Origin of the sequence: Xylophilus rhododendri, assembly GCF_009906855.1 — a bacterium.
Classification (GTDB): domain Bacteria; phylum Pseudomonadota; class Gammaproteobacteria; order Burkholderiales; family Burkholderiaceae_C; genus Xylophilus; species Xylophilus rhododendri.
On record NZ_CP047650.1, the window covers coordinates 451,586 to 467,463 of the forward strand.

Genomic DNA, 15,878 nt, shown 5'->3' on the forward strand with positions numbered 1-15,878 from the left:
GCGTGGGCCGGACTTTATTGGCTGAGGAACAGCGAGGCGATCACGCCGGTGGCGATGGCCACCAGCACATAGTCGCCGCCGGTCTGCACCCACTGGTAGCCGCGCGGAGGCGCGCTCAGGTGGTGGCCGCGCCAGTCGTCCACCACGTACTGGCGGCTGCGGTATTCCGGCGGCAGGCGCTGGCCGCGGCGGAAGTTGTGGTCGGGGCCGGCGCCGCGCATGTCGGCATGCTGGTCATAGCCGCGCGGGCCGGGGCCGCCAGGGCCGCCGCGGCCGTCCGGGCCTCGGTGGTCGTCGCGGAACTGCTGTTGCGGCGGGCCGCCGCGCTGGTCGCGCGGGTCGTGGCGGTCATCGCGCGGCTGGGCGAAGGCCAGGCTGGAAAGACCCATGGTGAGGGCCATGGCGGCGGCGGCGATTTTTCGGATTTGCATGAGGACTCCTGTGTCTTGGATGAACCCAGCATGCCTGTCGCGCGTGTCCCCCGCATGAGGAGATGTAAGCAGCGGCGTCAGGCGGCCGCGCGGTAGAGCAAGGCGTGGAAGGCGGTGTAGAGCCGGTCCATGCAGGGCCGCTTGTAGGCGAAGACCTCGGGCGGATCCATGCGGTGCACCACGGCGCCGGGGTCCACTTCGAACACCAGCAGCTCGCCCGCCGGGGTCTCGGCGCAGTCGATCACCAGGTAGTCCAGCGCCATGCGCTCGGCCAGCGTTTCCAGGGCCTGGCGGTGGCGCTGGCCGAAGCCGGTGTCGAAGCCGGACATGAAGGCGGCCTCCTCCTCGCGCTTGTCGGCGCTCTCGGCCATGCCGGCATTGAGGTAGTGGATCATCCAGTGCGCCGACACCCCCATGTGCGCCGCATAGGCCCGGCCCGCCACCATCACCACGCGGTACTTGCGGAACAGGCCGTCGGGCTGTGCGTAGTCGATGAAACGCGAGAGGAAGAATTCGTCCTCGGCCTGAGCGGCCAGGTAGCGGCTCAGGGCCTCGGGCGTTTCCACCTTCTCCAGCCCATGGCCGGCATGGGAATCGACCGGCCGCACGATCAGCGGGAACACGCCGTCCGGCAGCAGCTCGGAGACCTCCAGCCGCCCCTGGCCCACCGCTTCCAGCGAGAGCCGGCCGCTGCGCGCCGAAGCCGGCATCAGCAGGCCGGGCACGCCCTGCAGCGCGGCATGGGCGCGGTCGCGGGCGGTGTTCAGGATATGGCTGGGATGGTTGATGACCGAGCCTTGCGGCAGCTGGGCGGCGAGCTGCTCCAGCAGCGCCCGGGTGGCATCCGACTCCGACACCGCCATGTAGAGCAGGTCGTGCGCCGGCAGCTGCGCCGGCAGGGCCTCGCCGGGGCGCAGGTAGAGCATGTCCAGCACCACGTCGCCGTCTTCCACCAGGAAGGACAGCGGCGTGTTGGTCATCAGGTCGCCCGGCGCCATGATGGCCAGCAGCCGCAGCCGCGGATGGGCGCCGTGCGGCAGCTCCAGCCGGTAGTGGCGGGCCATGGCCAGGGCCTGCAGCTGGGTCGCCAGACCCAGATCGGGCAGGCCTTGCAGGAAGAGAACGGTCGAGAGGTCCATCAGCGCCGCGGCATCGGTCTCGTCTTCCTCGGCCCGGGCGATCAGCGCGGCGGCCACCGGCCGCAGGTCGCCGCCATGGAAGGCCACGGTCATCAGGCGGGCCAGGCCGATCAGGGGCGCGGCCGCGCTGGGGAAGGCATTCACGGCAGCGGTGGTTTCTTGGGGTGTCATGCGGCGAGTTCCGAGGAAGCTGGGGAGACAGAGGCGCCATGGGCGCGGCGCCGGCGGCGGCCGAAGGCCAGGGCCGCATCGACCATCATGTCGATGTCGCTGGCCACGGTGCGGTGGTTGACGATGGCCGCGCGGATGGCGACTTGGCCCTTCACCCGGGTGGTGGAGGGAACGGCCACGCCGGACTCGTGCAGGTCGGCCACGATCTCGGTGTTGAGGGCATCCGCGTCCTGGCCGTCTTCGGCACGGAAGCGGAAGTTGACGATGTTGAGCGCCACCGGCGCCAGCATCTCCAGCTCCGGCTCGGCCAGCACCCGGGCCTGCAGATGGCGGGCCAGCTCGCAGCTGTGGGTGATGGCCGCGCCCATGCGGTCGGTGCCGTGGCTGACCAGGGTGAACCAGGTCTTGAGCGCGCGGAAGCCGCGCGACAGGTCCGGCCCCAGGTCGCAGGGCCAGGGCGAGCCGGCGGCCAGCCCGCGGTCGTGGCGCGAGAGATAGGCCGCGGGCGTGGCGAAGGCGGCCAGCTGGTCGGCCTGGTCGCGCACCAGGATGAATCCGGCGTCATAGGGCACCTGGCCCCACTTGTGGAAATCCAGCGCCAGGGAGTCGGCACGTTCGATGCCGGCCAGCTTGGGCGCGACTTCAGGCGACAGCATGCCGAGCGCGCCGTAGGCACCGTCGACATGGAACCAGGCGCCGCAGGTGCGGGCCACGTCGGCGATGGCGTTCAGGTCGTCGACCGAGCCGGTATCCACCGTGCCGGCGGTGCCGGCGATCAGGAAGGGACGGCGCCCGGCCGCCATGTCGGCCCAGACCATGGCGCGCAGCTGCACGATGTCCATGCGGTGGTCCGCATCCACCGGCACCAGGCGCAGCGCGTCGGTGCCCAGGCCGCTGATCGACATGGCCTGCGCGATGCAGCCGTGCGCGGCCGCCGAGGTATAGGCCACCAGTTCGCCGCCGCCGGCCCGCTCCACGCCGGTCTTGCGCGACTGGCCGCCGAGCGCCGAGGTGCGCGCCACCAGCACGCCCACCAGATTGGCCATGGAGGAGCCGGTGACGAACAGGCCGCCCGCCGTCTGCGGAAAGCCGAATAGCTCGGCCATCCAGCGGACCATCTGCTTTTCGAGCTCCAGCGGCATCTGGTCGCGTCCGCCCAGGTTGGCGTTGAGGCCGGCCGCCAGCATCTCGGCCAGCATGCCTTCGGCCGTGCCGCCGCCGTGCACCCAGCCCATGAAGCGCGGATGGGTGTTGCCCACCGAATAGGGCAGCACATCGCGCATGAAGCGCTGGTGCGCCTCGGCCAGGGGCGTCGGCGCGGACGGCATGGGCTCGGCGAAGGCGCCGCGCACCGCATCGGGAATCGGCTGCCAGACCGGTTTGTCGCGCAGGCCGGCCAGGTGGTCGAACATGTCGTCGAGCATCCGGTGGCCCTGGGCACGCAGCTGCGTCCAGTCGGCGGGGTCCAGCGAGGCGGCGCTTGTGTGGCTCATGGTGGCGTTCATGAAATGGGCTGTGGCCAGCATAGGCAATGGCGCGAACGCCTAGGCGCCGTTAACCGGCCGGATTACCGCGCAATTCGCGGCTTTGTCGGCCGGAGCGTGAGCGCCAGTCCTACGCCGGGCGGCGCGGTGCTGCCTATGCTGGGCCGCTTCATTCGCCGAACAAGAGGAGTCGCGCTCCCATGACGCCAGCAGCAGCACCAAAATCCTTCCCCCGCCGGCATCCGGTCGCCATCGGCATCGCGGTCGCACTCGTCCTGCTGGTGCTGCTGTTCGACTGGAACTGGTTCCGCCATCCGCTGGAGCGCTACATCTCGAAGAAGACCGAGCGCACTTTCACCATCTCCGACCTGCATGTGAAGCTGGGCCTGACGCCCACCATCCGCATGCGCGACGTGGTGTTCGGCAATGCCAAGTGGTCCAAGGAGCCGCACATGGCCAGCATCCCCGAGCTGGAGTTCTCGGTGAGCCTGCGCGACCTGCCCGAGAAGGTGCTGATCCCCCGCGTGGCGCTGACCAAGCCCGACCTGCTCTTCGAGCGCCTGGCCGACGACCGCAAGAACTGGATCCTCTCCGACCCCAACGACAAGTCGCCGAGCAAGCTGCGCATCAGCACCCTGTCGGTGGACAACGGCCACCTGCGCTACACCGACGCCGGCACGCCCTTCAACATCGACGTCCTGGCCAGCACCTTCGACCCCTCCAAGCAGGAACGGGTGAAGGACGCGGACGCCAAGCCGGTCAACGACCGCTATTCCACCCGCTTCGAATTCCACGGCGGCTACCGCGACGCCAAGTTCAAGGGCACCGCGCTGACCGGCGAGGTGCTGAGCTTCCAGGAGTCCGGCGTGCCCTTCCCGCTCAAGGGCGAACTCGATGCCGGCACCACCCGCCTCGAAGTGGAGGGCACCATCGCCGACGCGGCCAACATCTCCGGCATCGACACCCGGCTGATGATCAAGGGCCAGACCCTGGCCAACCTCTACCCCTTCCTGCTGCTGCCGCTGCCGGCCACGCCGCCCTACCAGCTGCAGGGGCACCTGATCCTGAAGGGCGACCGTTATTCCATCGACGACCTGGTCGGCAAGATCGGATCTTCCGACGTGCACGGCAGCGGCGCCTACGTGGACCGCAAGCCCCGCCCGCTGCTCACCGCCGACCTGCACAGCAAGCTGCTCGACATCTCCGACCTGGGCCCGGTGGTGGGCGTGCAGACCGCCGAGACCGGCGGCAAGCCCGACGCCACCCAGGCCAAGACGGCCGACCGGCCCACCGCCAAGACGCAGGAGAAGCAGGCCGACCCCAACCACATCCTGCCCAGCGGCACTTTCGACGGCAGCCGGCTGCAGAAGATCGACGCCGACGTATCACTGGAAGCCGCCCAGCTCAAGGCGCCGACCAGCCTGCCGCTGGAAAGCCTCAAGGCCACGTTGCACCTGCAAGATGCGGTGATGAAACTCGCGCCCCTGGATTTCGGTTTTGCCGGCGGCACCATCTCCTCGCACTGGAACCTGGACGCCCGCAAGCCCGTCATCTCCACCGAGGCGCAGGTGGACTTCCGCCATATCCAGGTCGCCAAGCTGGTGCCGGCCAGCGCCGAGAAGATCGCCCAGGGCGCCGGCACGCTGGGCGCACGCATCAAGATCAAGGGCACCGGCAACTCCATCGCCGACGCCGCAGCCAAGGCCGACGGCGAAGTCTCCGCGGCCATCGCCAACGGCCGCATCTCCAACCTGATCGACGCGGCCAGCGGCCTGAACGGCGGCAAGGTGCTGGCCCTGCTGGCCGGCGGCGACAAGACCATCGAGGTGAACTGCGGCGGCCTGGCCTTCGACGTGAAGGACGGCAAGGGTACGGCCAAGCTCTTCGTGGTGGATACCGAGCAGACGCAGATCCTGGGCACCGGCGGTTTCGACCTGGCGCAGGAGACCTTCAACATGGAGATCGCGCCCAAGCCCAAGCGGCCCGGCATCCTGTCCCTGCGCACGCCGGTGAAGGTGTTCGGCACCTTCAAGAACCCGGACTATTCGCTGGAAAAAGGCCCGCTGCTGGCGCGTGCCGGCGGCGCCGTCGCGCTGGCGGTGGTGGCGCCCCTGGCCGCCGTGCTGCCGCTGATCGAGACCGGGCCGGGCGAGAACACCAACTGCGCCCGCGTCAGTGCCGAAGCCGGCACGGCCGAGAAGCAGGCGGTGGCCACACCGGCCGGCGCGCAGCGCAAGAACAAGCAGTGAACGATTTCTCCACTCCCTCCAAAGGAACCATTCGATGAGCATTCTGGGCACCATCCTCGGCAAGATCTTCCCGTCTTCCCACGCCGCGCCAGCGCCCTCCCCCGCTCCGGCGACGCCCGATGCGGCACCGGCCACGGCTGCGGTCAATGCCGCGCCGGCGCCTGCAGCGATCTCGGAGGTAGACGTCAAGCAGGTGCTCGACGGCCTGGCCGCCAAGAGCAGCGAGAAGCTGAACTGGCAGACCTCCATCGTCGACCTGATGAAGCTGCTGGGGCTGGACAGTTCGCTGAACGCCCGCAAGGAGTTGGCCAAGGAGCTGGGCTACACCGGCGACACCAACGATTCGGCCAGCATGAACATCTGGCTGCACCGCCAGGTGATGAACAAGCTGGCCGCCAATGGCGGCAAGGTTCCCGCAGAGCTGAAGGACTGACGCGCCATGGGAATCATCTCCACCATCGTGATCGGCTTCATCGTCGGGCTGGTCGCGCGCGCCATCCTGCCGGGCAAGCAGGCCATGGGTTTCATCCTCACCGTGATCCTGGGGGTCGTCGGCTCGCTGCTGGCTACCTATGCCGGTCAGGCCATGGGCTGGTATCAGGCTGGCGTTGGGGCCGGGTTCTTGGCCTCTGTCGTGGGCGCCATCGTGGTGCTGGTGATCTATGGGGCGGTTGCCCGGCGGTGAAGCTCTTCGGGCTGGAGGGGTTGGCTGCCTTCGGCTTGGTTCCTTCTTCTACTCCTACCGAGGGTGGAGGTGGGGCTCGCGTCGCCCCACACCCCCGGTAACTTTCTTTCCATTGAAAGAAAGTCACCAAAGAAAAATTAGAAAGCGGGATCGGGGACGGGCTTTCGCCCGGGTCGGGCCATTGTTTCGCTGCGCTTCACTCGGCTCTCGGCATGGCGTAGTGGGCTCAGCAACTGGAACGAATGCTCGAGGTTTGGGCCGCTCGTTCGCCAAAAGCTTCACGCACTGACGCGGTTGGTGGGCGCTTGTTTTGGCGCACTGGCGGTTTTCCGGATCTGGACGCAGCGCTTGACCAAACTAGTCGGACGGCAGAGCGTGAAGCTTTTGGCGAGCGGGCGGCCCGATCCTCGAGCTTTTGCAGTCGTTGCTGCGATGAAATCGCCATGCGGAGAGCCGAGTGAAGCGTAGCGAAACAAAGGCCCGACCCGGGCGAAAGCCCGTCCCCGATCCCGCTTTAGAATTTTTCTTTGGTGACTTTCTTTCAATGGAAAGAAAGTTACCGGGGGTGTGGGGCGACGCGAGCCCCACCTCCACCCTCAGTAGGAGTAGAAGAAGTAAACAAGCCGAAGGCAGCTAACCTCACCCCCGAAAAAAATCAGGTACTGAGCAGCCCCCAAGCCTTATCAAGCCTCTTAACACTGACAGGCGCAGGCGTCCTCAACTCCTGAGCAAACAGACTGACCCGTAACTCCTCGAGCAGCCAGCGCAGCTCCTGCATACGCACATCGACATTGCCCTTGCGCTCGGCCACCAGCCGCCAGAAGCGCTGCTCCTGCAACTTCACATCAGCCATGCGGGAGGCATCACGAGCAGGATCGCTCCGCAGCTTGTCCAGCCGCATCACGATGGCCTGCAGATAGCGAGGCAAATGCTGCAACTGCGCCCAGGGCGTGGCCACAAGAAAGTCCTTCCCGATCAGCCGCTGCAACTGCGCCTGCACATCGGCAGTCACCAAGGGCTGCCCTTTGGTGTCCTTGATCTTGCGCAGCGCCCCCGCGTAATCGGTCAGCACCCGCAGCGCCAGCCGCGCCACTTCCTGCGCGATCAAAGTAAGACGCCCGCGTCCTTCGTCAACACGTTTCTTGAAGGCAGCCGCATCGGTAGGCAGCGGATCGAGCAGAAAGGCCCGGTCCAGCGCCACATCCACGATCTGCTGGCGCAGCTGCTCCTGCGTGCCCAGGGGCATGTAGGCCACGGCCATCTTCTGCAGGTCGGGGATCTGCTTCTCCAGGTATTTGAGCGCCTCCTTGATCTGCAGCGCGAACAGCCGCCGCAAGCCGCCGCGATGCTTCTGCGCCGCCATCTCGGGCTCGTCGAAGACCTCGATATGCACCGCCCCGCCCTCGTCGATCAGGGCCGGGAAACCCACCAGGGTCTGGCCGCCCTTGCGGATCTCCATCAGCTCCGGCAACTCGCCGAAAGTCCAGTCGGTGTAGTGCTGCCCCGCAGGCACGGCCGCAGCCGCCTTGGGCGCGGGCGCCGGAGCCTGGCCCTTGGCGGCAGGCGCGGCGACCGGCGCGGGCGCGGCCTGCACACGCACCCCCGCCAGCGCCTGGAAGGCCCCGCGCGCCTGCCCGCCCAGATCGGCCTTGAGCGCCGCCAGGCTACGCCCCTGGCCGAGCTGGCGGCCGTGTTCGTCCACCACCCGCAGGTGCATGAAGAGATGCGGCGGCACCTGGTCGGGCTTGAAGTCGGCGCGCTTGACGTCGAGCTGCGTGCCCTCGCGCACCTGCTTGAGCAGCGCGTCGATCAGCGTGCCCTGGCCGAACACCGTGGGCTCGGAAAGCGCCTGGGTGATGCGCGTGGCGCTCTCGGGCAGCGGCACCAAACGCGAGCGCGGCTTCTGCGGCAGGCTCTTGAGCAGGGCCTGCACCTTGTCCTTGAGCATCCCGGGCACCAGCCACTCGATGCGGTCCTCGCTCACCTGGTTGAGCACGAAGAGCGGCACGGCCACCGACAGGCCGTCGCGTGCATCGCCCGGTGCATGCAGGTATTCGGCGGCGCTGTCCACGCCGCCCAGGCGGATGGTGCGCGGGAAGGCGTCGGTGGTGATGCCGGCGGCCTCGTGGCGCATCAGCTCGTCGCGGTTGAGGTGCAGCAGGCGCGGATTGCCGGGCGAATGGTCGCGCCACCACTGCTCCAGGCCGCGGCCGTCGAACACGTCCTGGGGCAGTTGCTGGTCGTAGAAGGCAAAGATGAGTTCGTCGTCCACCAGCACGTCCTGCCGGCGCGACTTGTGCTCCAGGTCTTCCACCTGGCGGATCAGCTTGCGGTTGGCGGCCAGGAAGGGGAGTTTGGATTCCCAGCCCTCGCCTACCAGCGCCTCGCGGATGAAGATCTCGCGCGCCGCCGCCATGTCGACCCGGCTGTAGGGCACCCGCCGGCCGCTGTAGACGACCAGACCATAGAGCGTGGCCCGCTCCAGCGCCACCACTTCGGACGAGCGCTTCTCCCAGTGCGGATCGAGCAGCTGCTTCTTCAGCAGATGGCCGCCCACCTCCTCCAGCCATTGCGGCTCGATGGCGGCGATGCCGCGGCCGAAGAGGCGGGTGGTCTCGACCAGCTCGGCCGCGACGATCCAGCGGCCCGGCTTCTTCGACAGATGCGCGCCGGGATGCTTGTGGAACTTGATGCCGCGTGCGCCCAGGTATTCGCCCGAACCCGCCGCGCCCCGCCCTGCCCCGCCGGACTGGGTGCTGCCGGCGCTGCCCACGTCCTCCGGCCGGAAGCCGATATTGCCCAGCAGGCCCGACAGCATCGCCATGTGCAGATGCTCGTAGCTGGCCGGGTTGGCGTTGATCGCCCAGTGGTGCTCCTGCACCGTGGCGACCAGCTGCGAATGGATGTCGCGCCATTCGCGCACCCGGCGGATGTTGATGAAGTTGGCGCGCAGCAGCTGCTCGTACTGGCGGTTGCTGAGCTTGTGGGTGGGGGCCTCCGGCGCGGCGGGCGGCGGCGTGGCCACGGGTGCGGCAACCAGGCGCTGCGCCACCGGCAGGAAGGCCGCGTTGGGGCGTTTGGCCTGGCCGCTCTGGGCGGCCATCTGGCGGCGGGTGCTGGCCACCGGGGCGCCGCCACGGGCGTCATGGATCCACTTCCAGAGCTTGAGGTAGCCGCTGAATTCGCTCTTCTCGTCGTCGAACTTGGCGTGGGCCTGGTCGGCCTGGGCCTGGGCTTCCATGGGCCGGTCGCGCACGTCCTGCACGCTGAGGGCGCTGGCGATGATCAGCACCTCTTCGAGCGCGCCGCGGTCGCGCGCCTCCAGGATCATGCGGCCGATGCGCGGGTCCAGCGGCAGCTTGGAGAGTTCGCGGCCGACAGGCGTGAGCTGGTTGTCGTCGTCCACCGCGCCGAGTTCGGACAGCAGCTGGTAGCCGTCGGCGATCGCGCGTTTCTGCGGGGCTTCGAGGAAGGGGAATTCCTCCACGTCGCGCAGATGCAGCGACTTCATGCGCAGGATCACGCCGGCCAGCGAGGAACGCAGGATCTCCGGATCGCTGAAGCGCGGACGGCCGGCGAAATCCTCTTCGCTGTAGAGCCGGATGCAGATGCCGTTGGCCACCCGCCCGCAGCGCCCGGCGCGCTGGTTGGCCGCCGCCTGGCTGACCGGCTCGACCAGCAGCTGCTCCACCTTGCTGCGGTAGCTGTAGCGTTTGACCCGGGCGGTGCCGGTGTCGATCACGTAGCGGATGCCGGGCACCGTCAGCGAGGTTTCGGCCACGTTGGTGGCCAGCACGATACGGCGGCCGGTATGGCCTTCGAAGATGCGGTCCTGCTCGGCCTGCGAGAGGCGGGCGAAGAGCGGCAGCACCTCCGCACTGCGCAGCACGGCGTGGTGGCTAAGGTGGCCGCGCAGGTGGTCGGCGGCCTCGCGGATCTCGCGCTCGCCGGGGAAGAAGATCAGGATGTCGCCGGTCTGGCGCGGGTCCTGCCAGAGTTCGTCCACCGCGTCGGCCAGGGCCTCGTTCATGCCGTAGTCGCGCGACTCCTCGAAGGGGCGGTAGCGCTGCTCGACCGGGAAGGTGCGGCCGGTGACATGGATGACCGGCGCCGGGCCCTTGGCGGATGCAAAGTGGTTGGCGAAGCGGTCGGCATCGATGGTGGCCGAGGTGACGACGATCTTCAGGTCCGGCCGGCGCGGCAGGATCTCGCGCAGGTAGCCCAGCAGGAAGTCGATGTTGAGGCTGCGTTCGTGCGCCTCGTCGATGATGATGGTGTCGTAGGCCTTGAGCAGCGGATCGGTCTGCGTCTCGGCCAGCAGGATGCCGTCGGTCATCAGCTTGACCGAGGCGTCGCGCGAGAGGCGGTCCTGGAAACGCACCTTGTAGCCGACCACCTCGCCCAGCGGTGTCTTCAGCTCTTCGGCGATGCGTTTGGCCACCGACGAAGCAGCGATCCGGCGCGGCTGCGTATGGCCGATCAGCCGGCCCTTGCCGGGCGGCGCGTTGAGCTTGCCGCGGCCCAGGGCCAGGGCGATTTTGGGCAGCTGGGTGGTCTTGCCCGAGCCGGTCTCGCCGCTGACGATGATGACCTGGTGGGCCGCGAAGGCGCCCATGATCTCCTCGCGCCGGGCCGAGACGGGCAGCGATTCGGGAAAGAGGATCTCTAGCGGTGGGGAGGTTTCTGGCACGGGCGGAACGAAGGGGCTGGCGGCGGGGACGGGCCCGAGGAACTTGGGGGAGAATCCGCGATTATCCAGCCCTGCCCTCGCCGGCTCCATCCCTCACCCGCCCGCATGTCCGCCGTCTTCAATTTCACCTTCGTCCCCTGGTTCCGCTCCGTCGCGCCCTATATCCACATGCACCGCGGCAAGACCTTCGTGGTGGCCGTGGCCGGCGAGGCGATCGCCGCGGGCAAGCTGCCGGCCATCGCGCAGGACCTGGCACTGATCCAGTCCATGGGTGTGAAGGTGGTGCTGGTGCACGGCTTCCGGCCCCAGGTCAACGAGCAGCTCGCCGCCAAGGGGCATGAGGCCCGCTATTCGCACGGCATGCGCATCACCGACACGGTGGCGCTGGACTGCGCCCAGGAGGCCGCCGGCCAGCTGCGCTACGAGATCGAGGCCGCGTTCAGCCAGGGCCTGCCCAACACGCCGATGGCGGGCGCGCAGGTGCGGGTGGTGTCGGGCAACTTCATCACGGCGCGGCCTGTGGGCATCGTCGACGGGGTGGACTTCAAGCATTCGGGCCTGGTGCGCAAGGTCGACACCGACGGCATCCTGCGCTGCATCGACATGGGCGCGATGGTGCTGCTGTCGCCCTTCGGCTTCTCGCCGACCGGCGAGGCCTTCAACCTGACCATGGAAGAGGTGGCGACCAGCGTGGCGATCGAGCTGGGCGCGGACAAACTCATCTTCATGTCGGAAGTGCCCGGCGTGCGTTCGCAGCCCTCGGAGCCCGAGGGCGAGGACAACCCCATCGACACCGAGATGCCCCTGGCCGCCGCCGAGGCCCTGCTGGCCCAGCTGCCCCAGCCCCAGCAGCCCAGCGACGTGGCCTTCTACCTGCAGCACTGCGTGCGCGCCTGCAAGGCGGGCGTGGAGCGCAGCCACATCATTCCCTTCGCGGTGGACGGCGCCCTGCTGCTGGAGGTGTATGTACACGACGGCATCGGCACCATGGTGATCGACGAGAAGCTCGAAGAGCTGCGCCAGGCCACCAGCGACGACGTGGGCGGCATCCTCACCCTGATCGAGCCCTTCGAGCGCGACGGCACCCTGGTCAAGCGCGACCGCACCGAGATCGAACGCGACGCCGACCAGTACACGGTGCTGGAGCACGACGGCGTGATCTTCGCCTGCGCCGCGCTCTACCCCTATCCCGAGTCGCGCACCGCCGAGATGGCGGCGCTGACGGTGTCGCCGCTGAGCCAGGGCCAGGGCGACGGCGAGAAGGTGCTGCGCCGCATCGAGCAGCGCGCCCGCGCCATGGGCCTGAGCAGCATCTTCGTGCTGACCACCCGCACCATGCACTGGTTCATCAAGCGCGGCTTCCAGCCGGTGGACCCGGACTGGCTGCCCGAGGCCCGCAAGCGCAAGTACAACTGGGACCGCAAGAGCCAGGTGCTGATGAAGAAGCTCAACGGTTCCTAGAAAAACAAAAGCGGCCGAGGCCGCTTTTTTGTTTTACCGGTCGCCGACGCGGCGCACCCGCTGCGGCCGGCCGAGCAGCACCGCCAGCAGCACCAGCCCCAGCACCACGAAGCAGACGAAGGACCAGTTGGCGATGGAGCCGCCGAGGAAGGTCCAGTCGATCGCCGTGCAGTCTCCGCTGCCCTTGAAGATCATGGGGATGGCGCGCTGCAACGGGAAGGTCTCGATCATTCCGTAGAAGTCGCGGCCGCAGGAGGCGAACTCCGGCGGGTACCACTGCAGGAAGCTCTGGCGCGCGGCCACGAAGGCGCCGAAGCCGGCGGCCAGCAGGCCGAGGGTGGCGAAGGTCTTGCGGCCGCCGTTGCCTGGCAGCAAGGCACCGACCAAGGCGAAGACCGCCAGCAGGATCAGCGCATAACGCTGCACGATGCACATGGGGCACGGCTCCAGGCCGACCACATGCTGCAGGTACAGGCCGAACGCCAGCATGGCCACGCAGGCTGCGCAGACCAGGGCCAGGACCTTGCGCGGTTGCGCGCCAAAAATACTCATCACGATGTTGTTCCTCCGGCGCCACTGCGGTCGCCCTGCCATTGGTGCGGCGGGTCCGCGATTGGTTCCCGCCCCGGTACGGTCCTCGCGGACCGTTCAGGGGCGGTATTGTGGCCTGAGCGCCGGCCTGGCCGGTCTCAGCGCTTGTCGTCCACGAAGACCCGTGCGCGCTTCGGGGTGACGATGACGGTCTGGCCTTCTGCCAGGCCGAGCGCGCGGTACTGCTCGGCGGGCAGCTGCGCCTCGATGATGGCCGGCAGCGCGCTGGCCGAGCCGTCCTCGCCGGGCTGCGGTGCCAGCTCCAGCCGAGCGGTCGGGCCGACCACGATGGCACGTTCCAGCGTGGCCAGGATGCCGCCGTGTGAGGCGTCGATGGCATCGGGCACATGCGGCTGCACATCGAGGTCATGCGGCCGCACATAGGCGAAGGCCGGCTGGTCCTGTACCGCCGCATGCTCGGGCGCGGCCAGGCTCACGCCCTCGAAGCTGACCTGGCCCTGGTCGGCCCGGCCGTGGAACAGGTTCACATCGCCCAGGAAGCCGTAGACGAAGGGGCTGGCCGGATGGTCCCAGACCTCCTGCGGCGAGCCGCTCTGCTCCACCTGGCCCTTGTTCATCACCACCACCCGGTCGGCCACTTCCAGCGCCTCTTCCTGGTCGTGGGTGACGAAGATGGTGGTGACATGCAGCTCGTCGTGCAGCCGGCGCAGCCAGCGGCGCAGCTCCTTGCGCACCTTGGCATCGAGCGCGCCGAAGGGCTCGTCGAGCAGCAGCACCTTGGGCTCCACGGCAAGAGCCCGCGCCAGGGCGATGCGCTGGCGCTGGCCGCCGGAGAGCTGGGCCGGATAGCGGTCGTGCAGCCAGTCGAGCTGCACGAGCTTGAGCAGCGCATGAACCTTCTCCTGGATCTGCGCCTCGCCCGGCCGTTCCTTGCGCGGCTTCACCCGCAGGCCGAAGGCCACGTTCTCGAACACCGTCATGTGGCGGAACAGCGCGTAGTGCTGGAACACGAAGCCGACCTTGCGGTCGCGCACATGGACTTCGGTGGTGTCCTCGCCGGAGAAGAGGATGGTGCCGGTATCGGCCGTCTCCAGCCCCGCGATGATGCGCAGCAGCGTGGTCTTGCCGCAGCCCGAGGGGCCGAGCAGCGCGATGAGTTCGCCCGAGGCGATGTCGAGGTTGACGTCGCGCAGGGCCTGGAAGTCGCCGAACTGCTTGTTGACCTGGCGGATTTCGATGCTCATTTTTCTTCAGTCTTTCTCAACGGGCGACGCCGGGCACCGGCAGGGCCGGCGGCTTCTCGGGCGGCAGGTCGGCGGCGGCGCGTTCACGCTCGCTGCGCCATTCGACGATGGACTTCACCACCAGCGTGACCAGCGCCAGCAGCGCCAGCAGCGAGGCCACGGCGAACGCCGCCACCGACTGGTATTCGTTGTAGAGGATCTCCACATGCAGCGGCACCGTGTTGGTCTGGCCGCGGATATGGCCCGACACCACCGACACCGCGCCGAACTCGCCCATGGCGCGGGCGTTGCACAGGATCACGCCGTACATCAGGCCCCACTTGATGTTGGGCAGGGTGACATGCCAGAAGGTCTGCCAGCCCGAGGCGCCGAGCACGATGGCCGCCTGCTCCTCGTCGGTGCCCTGCGCCTGCATCAGCGGGATCAGCTCGCGCGCGATGAAGGGAAAGGTGACGAAGACGGTGGCCAGCACGATGCCGGGCACGGCGAAGATGATCTTGATGTCGTGCGCCGACAGCCAGGGCCCGAACCAGCCCTGGGCGCCGAAGACCAGCACGTACATCAGGCCCGCCACCACCGGCGAGACCGAGAACGGCAGGTCGATCAGCGTGGTCAGCACCGACTTGCCGCGGAACTCGAACTTGGCGATGCACCAGGCCGCGGCCACGCCGAAGACGAGGTTGAGCGGCACCGAGATGGCGGCCGTCAGCAGCGTGAGGCGGATGGCCGACCAGGCATCGGGCTCCTTCAGCGCTTCGAGGTAGGCATCGAGCCCCTTGCGCAGCGCCTCGGTGAACACCGCGGCCAGGGGCAGCAGCAGGAACAGCGCCAGGAACAGCAGCGCCACGCCGATCAGCGTGCGCCGCACCCAGGGGGATTCGGTGGTGATCGGCCGGTTGGAAGCGGTGGACTGCTTGCTCATGCGCCCATCCCCGCGCGCCGGCGCTGCCAGGCCTGCAGGCCGTTGATGACCAGCAGCAGGATGAAGGAGATGACCAGCATCACCACCGCGACCGCCGTGGCGCCCGCGTAGTCGTACTGTTCGAGCTTGCCGATGATGATCAGCGGCGTGATTTCGGAAACCATGGGCATGTTGCCGGCGATGAAGATGACCGAGCCGTATTCGCCGATGGCGCGCGCGAAGGCCATGGCGAAGCCGGTGAGCAGGGCCGGGGCGATGGAGGGCAGCAGCACCTTGGTGAAGGTCTGCCAGCGGGTGGCACCCAGGCAGGTGGCGGCCTCTTCGAGTTCCTTCTCGCTGTCTTCCAGCACCGGCTGCACCGTGCGCACCACGAAGGGAATGCCGATGAAGATCAGCGCGATCACGATGCCCGCCGGCGTGAAGGCCAGCTTGATGCCCAGCGGCTCCAGGTACTGGCCGACCCAGCCGTTGCCGGCCAGCAGCGCGGTCAGCGAAATGCCGGCCACGGCGGTGGGCAACGCGAACGGAAGATCGACCAGGGCATCGACGATCTTCTTGCCCGGGAATTGATAGCGCACCAGCACCCAGGCCAGCAGCAGGCCGAAGACCAGGTTGACCAGCGCGGCGATCAACGAGGCGCCGAAGGTCAGCCGGTAGGCGGCCAGCACCCGCGGCGAGGCCACGGCGATCCAGAACTGCTCGCCGGTCAGGCTGAAGCTGCGCAGCACCAGGGCGGCGAGCGGGATCAGGACGATGAGGCCGAGATAGAAAAGCGTGTAGCCGAGCGTGAGCTTGAAGCCCGGCAACACGCGCTTGCCGCCATTTCGGCGGGGCAGCGCGGTGGACATTT

General features: G+C 68.3%; 12 protein-coding genes. 4 read left to right on the forward strand and 8 right to left on the reverse strand.

The genetic code is table 11. From position 1 onward, the window contains the following. Positions 1 to 14 precede the first annotated feature (14 nt). The 3 genes from GT347_RS02105 to GT347_RS02115 all read right to left on the reverse strand — a co-directional run bounded on the left by GT347_RS02105 (position 15) and on the right by GT347_RS02115 (position 3,234). The gene (locus GT347_RS02105; RefSeq protein WP_160550404.1) at positions 15 to 431 is read right to left on the reverse strand and encodes an RcnB family protein; all 417 of its coding nucleotides are present in this window, start codon (positions 429 to 431) and stop codon (positions 15 to 17) included. A gap of 77 nt (positions 432 to 508) precedes the next feature. After that, on the reverse strand, positions 509 to 1,741 hold the full coding sequence (locus GT347_RS02110) for an ATP-grasp domain-containing protein (RefSeq protein WP_160550405.1): 1,233 nt from the start codon (positions 1,739 to 1,741) through the stop codon (positions 509 to 511). Beyond that, positions 1,738 to 3,234 carry a pyridoxal phosphate-dependent decarboxylase family protein gene (locus GT347_RS02115; RefSeq protein ID WP_229722623.1) on the reverse strand — a complete coding sequence of 499 codons (1,497 nt, stop codon included), beginning with the start codon at positions 3,232 to 3,234 and terminating at the stop codon, positions 1,738 to 1,740. The genes GT347_RS02110 and GT347_RS02115 overlap by 4 nt, the downstream gene beginning before the upstream one ends. Positions 3,235 to 3,425: 191 nt before the next feature. On the opposite strand from GT347_RS02115, the gene GT347_RS02120 reads away from it, so the two are divergent. From GT347_RS02120 to GT347_RS02130, 3 genes are read left to right on the forward strand one after another with little or no spacing between them, the layout of a single operon-like run. Further along, positions 3,426 to 5,474 (forward strand): AsmA family protein, encoded by a 2,049-nt coding sequence (locus GT347_RS02120; RefSeq protein WP_160550407.1) that lies wholly within the window; start codon positions 3,426 to 3,428, stop codon positions 5,472 to 5,474. A 34-nt stretch (positions 5,475 to 5,508) separates the two neighbouring features. Further along, positions 5,509 to 5,907, forward strand: a complete 399-nt coding sequence (locus GT347_RS02125; protein ID WP_160550408.1) for a DUF3597 domain-containing protein — start codon at positions 5,509 to 5,511, stop codon at positions 5,905 to 5,907. Positions 5,908 to 5,913: 6 nt separating this feature from the next. Then, positions 5,914 to 6,159: a GlsB/YeaQ/YmgE family stress response membrane protein gene (locus GT347_RS02130; RefSeq protein WP_160550409.1), complete on the forward strand. Its 246-nt coding sequence runs from the start codon at positions 5,914 to 5,916 to the stop codon at positions 6,157 to 6,159. A 655-nt stretch (positions 6,160 to 6,814) separates the two neighbouring features. On the opposite strand, the gene hrpA is transcribed toward GT347_RS02130, so the two are convergent. Next, positions 6,815 to 10,774 (reverse strand): ATP-dependent RNA helicase HrpA, encoded by a 3,960-nt coding sequence (gene hrpA / locus GT347_RS02135; RefSeq protein WP_229722877.1) that lies wholly within the window; start codon positions 10,772 to 10,774, stop codon positions 6,815 to 6,817. Positions 10,775 to 10,954: 180 nt separating this feature from the next. Here hrpA and argA point away from each other — a divergent pair, with 180 nt between their 5' ends. Beyond that, positions 10,955 to 12,310 carry an amino-acid N-acetyltransferase gene (gene argA, locus GT347_RS02140; protein ID WP_160550411.1) on the forward strand — a complete coding sequence of 452 codons (1,356 nt, stop codon included), beginning with the start codon at positions 10,955 to 10,957 and terminating at the stop codon, positions 12,308 to 12,310. A gap of 33 nt (positions 12,311 to 12,343) precedes the next feature. Here the strand turns inward: argA and GT347_RS02145 are convergent, their stop codons facing one another. From GT347_RS02145 to cysT, 4 genes are all read right to left on the reverse strand, one after another. Continuing rightward, positions 12,344 to 12,868, reverse strand: a complete 525-nt coding sequence (locus GT347_RS02145) for a disulfide bond formation protein B (protein ID WP_407704157.1) — start codon at positions 12,866 to 12,868, stop codon at positions 12,344 to 12,346. Positions 12,869 to 12,999: 131 nt separating this feature from the next. Beyond that, complete coding sequence (locus GT347_RS02150) at positions 13,000 to 14,106, reverse strand: sulfate/molybdate ABC transporter ATP-binding protein (protein ID WP_160550412.1); 1,107 nt, start codon at positions 14,104 to 14,106, stop codon at positions 13,000 to 13,002. Positions 14,107 to 14,122: 16 nt separating this feature from the next. After that, positions 14,123 to 15,028, reverse strand: a complete 906-nt coding sequence (cysW, locus tag GT347_RS02155) for a sulfate ABC transporter permease subunit CysW (protein WP_160550413.1) — start codon at positions 15,026 to 15,028, stop codon at positions 14,123 to 14,125. Beyond that, positions 15,025 to 15,876, reverse strand: a complete 852-nt coding sequence (gene cysT, locus GT347_RS02160; protein ID WP_160550414.1) for a sulfate ABC transporter permease subunit CysT — start codon at positions 15,874 to 15,876, stop codon at positions 15,025 to 15,027. The genes cysW and cysT overlap by 4 nt, the downstream gene beginning before the upstream one ends. Between the last annotated feature and the right edge of the window lie 2 nt (positions 15,877 to 15,878).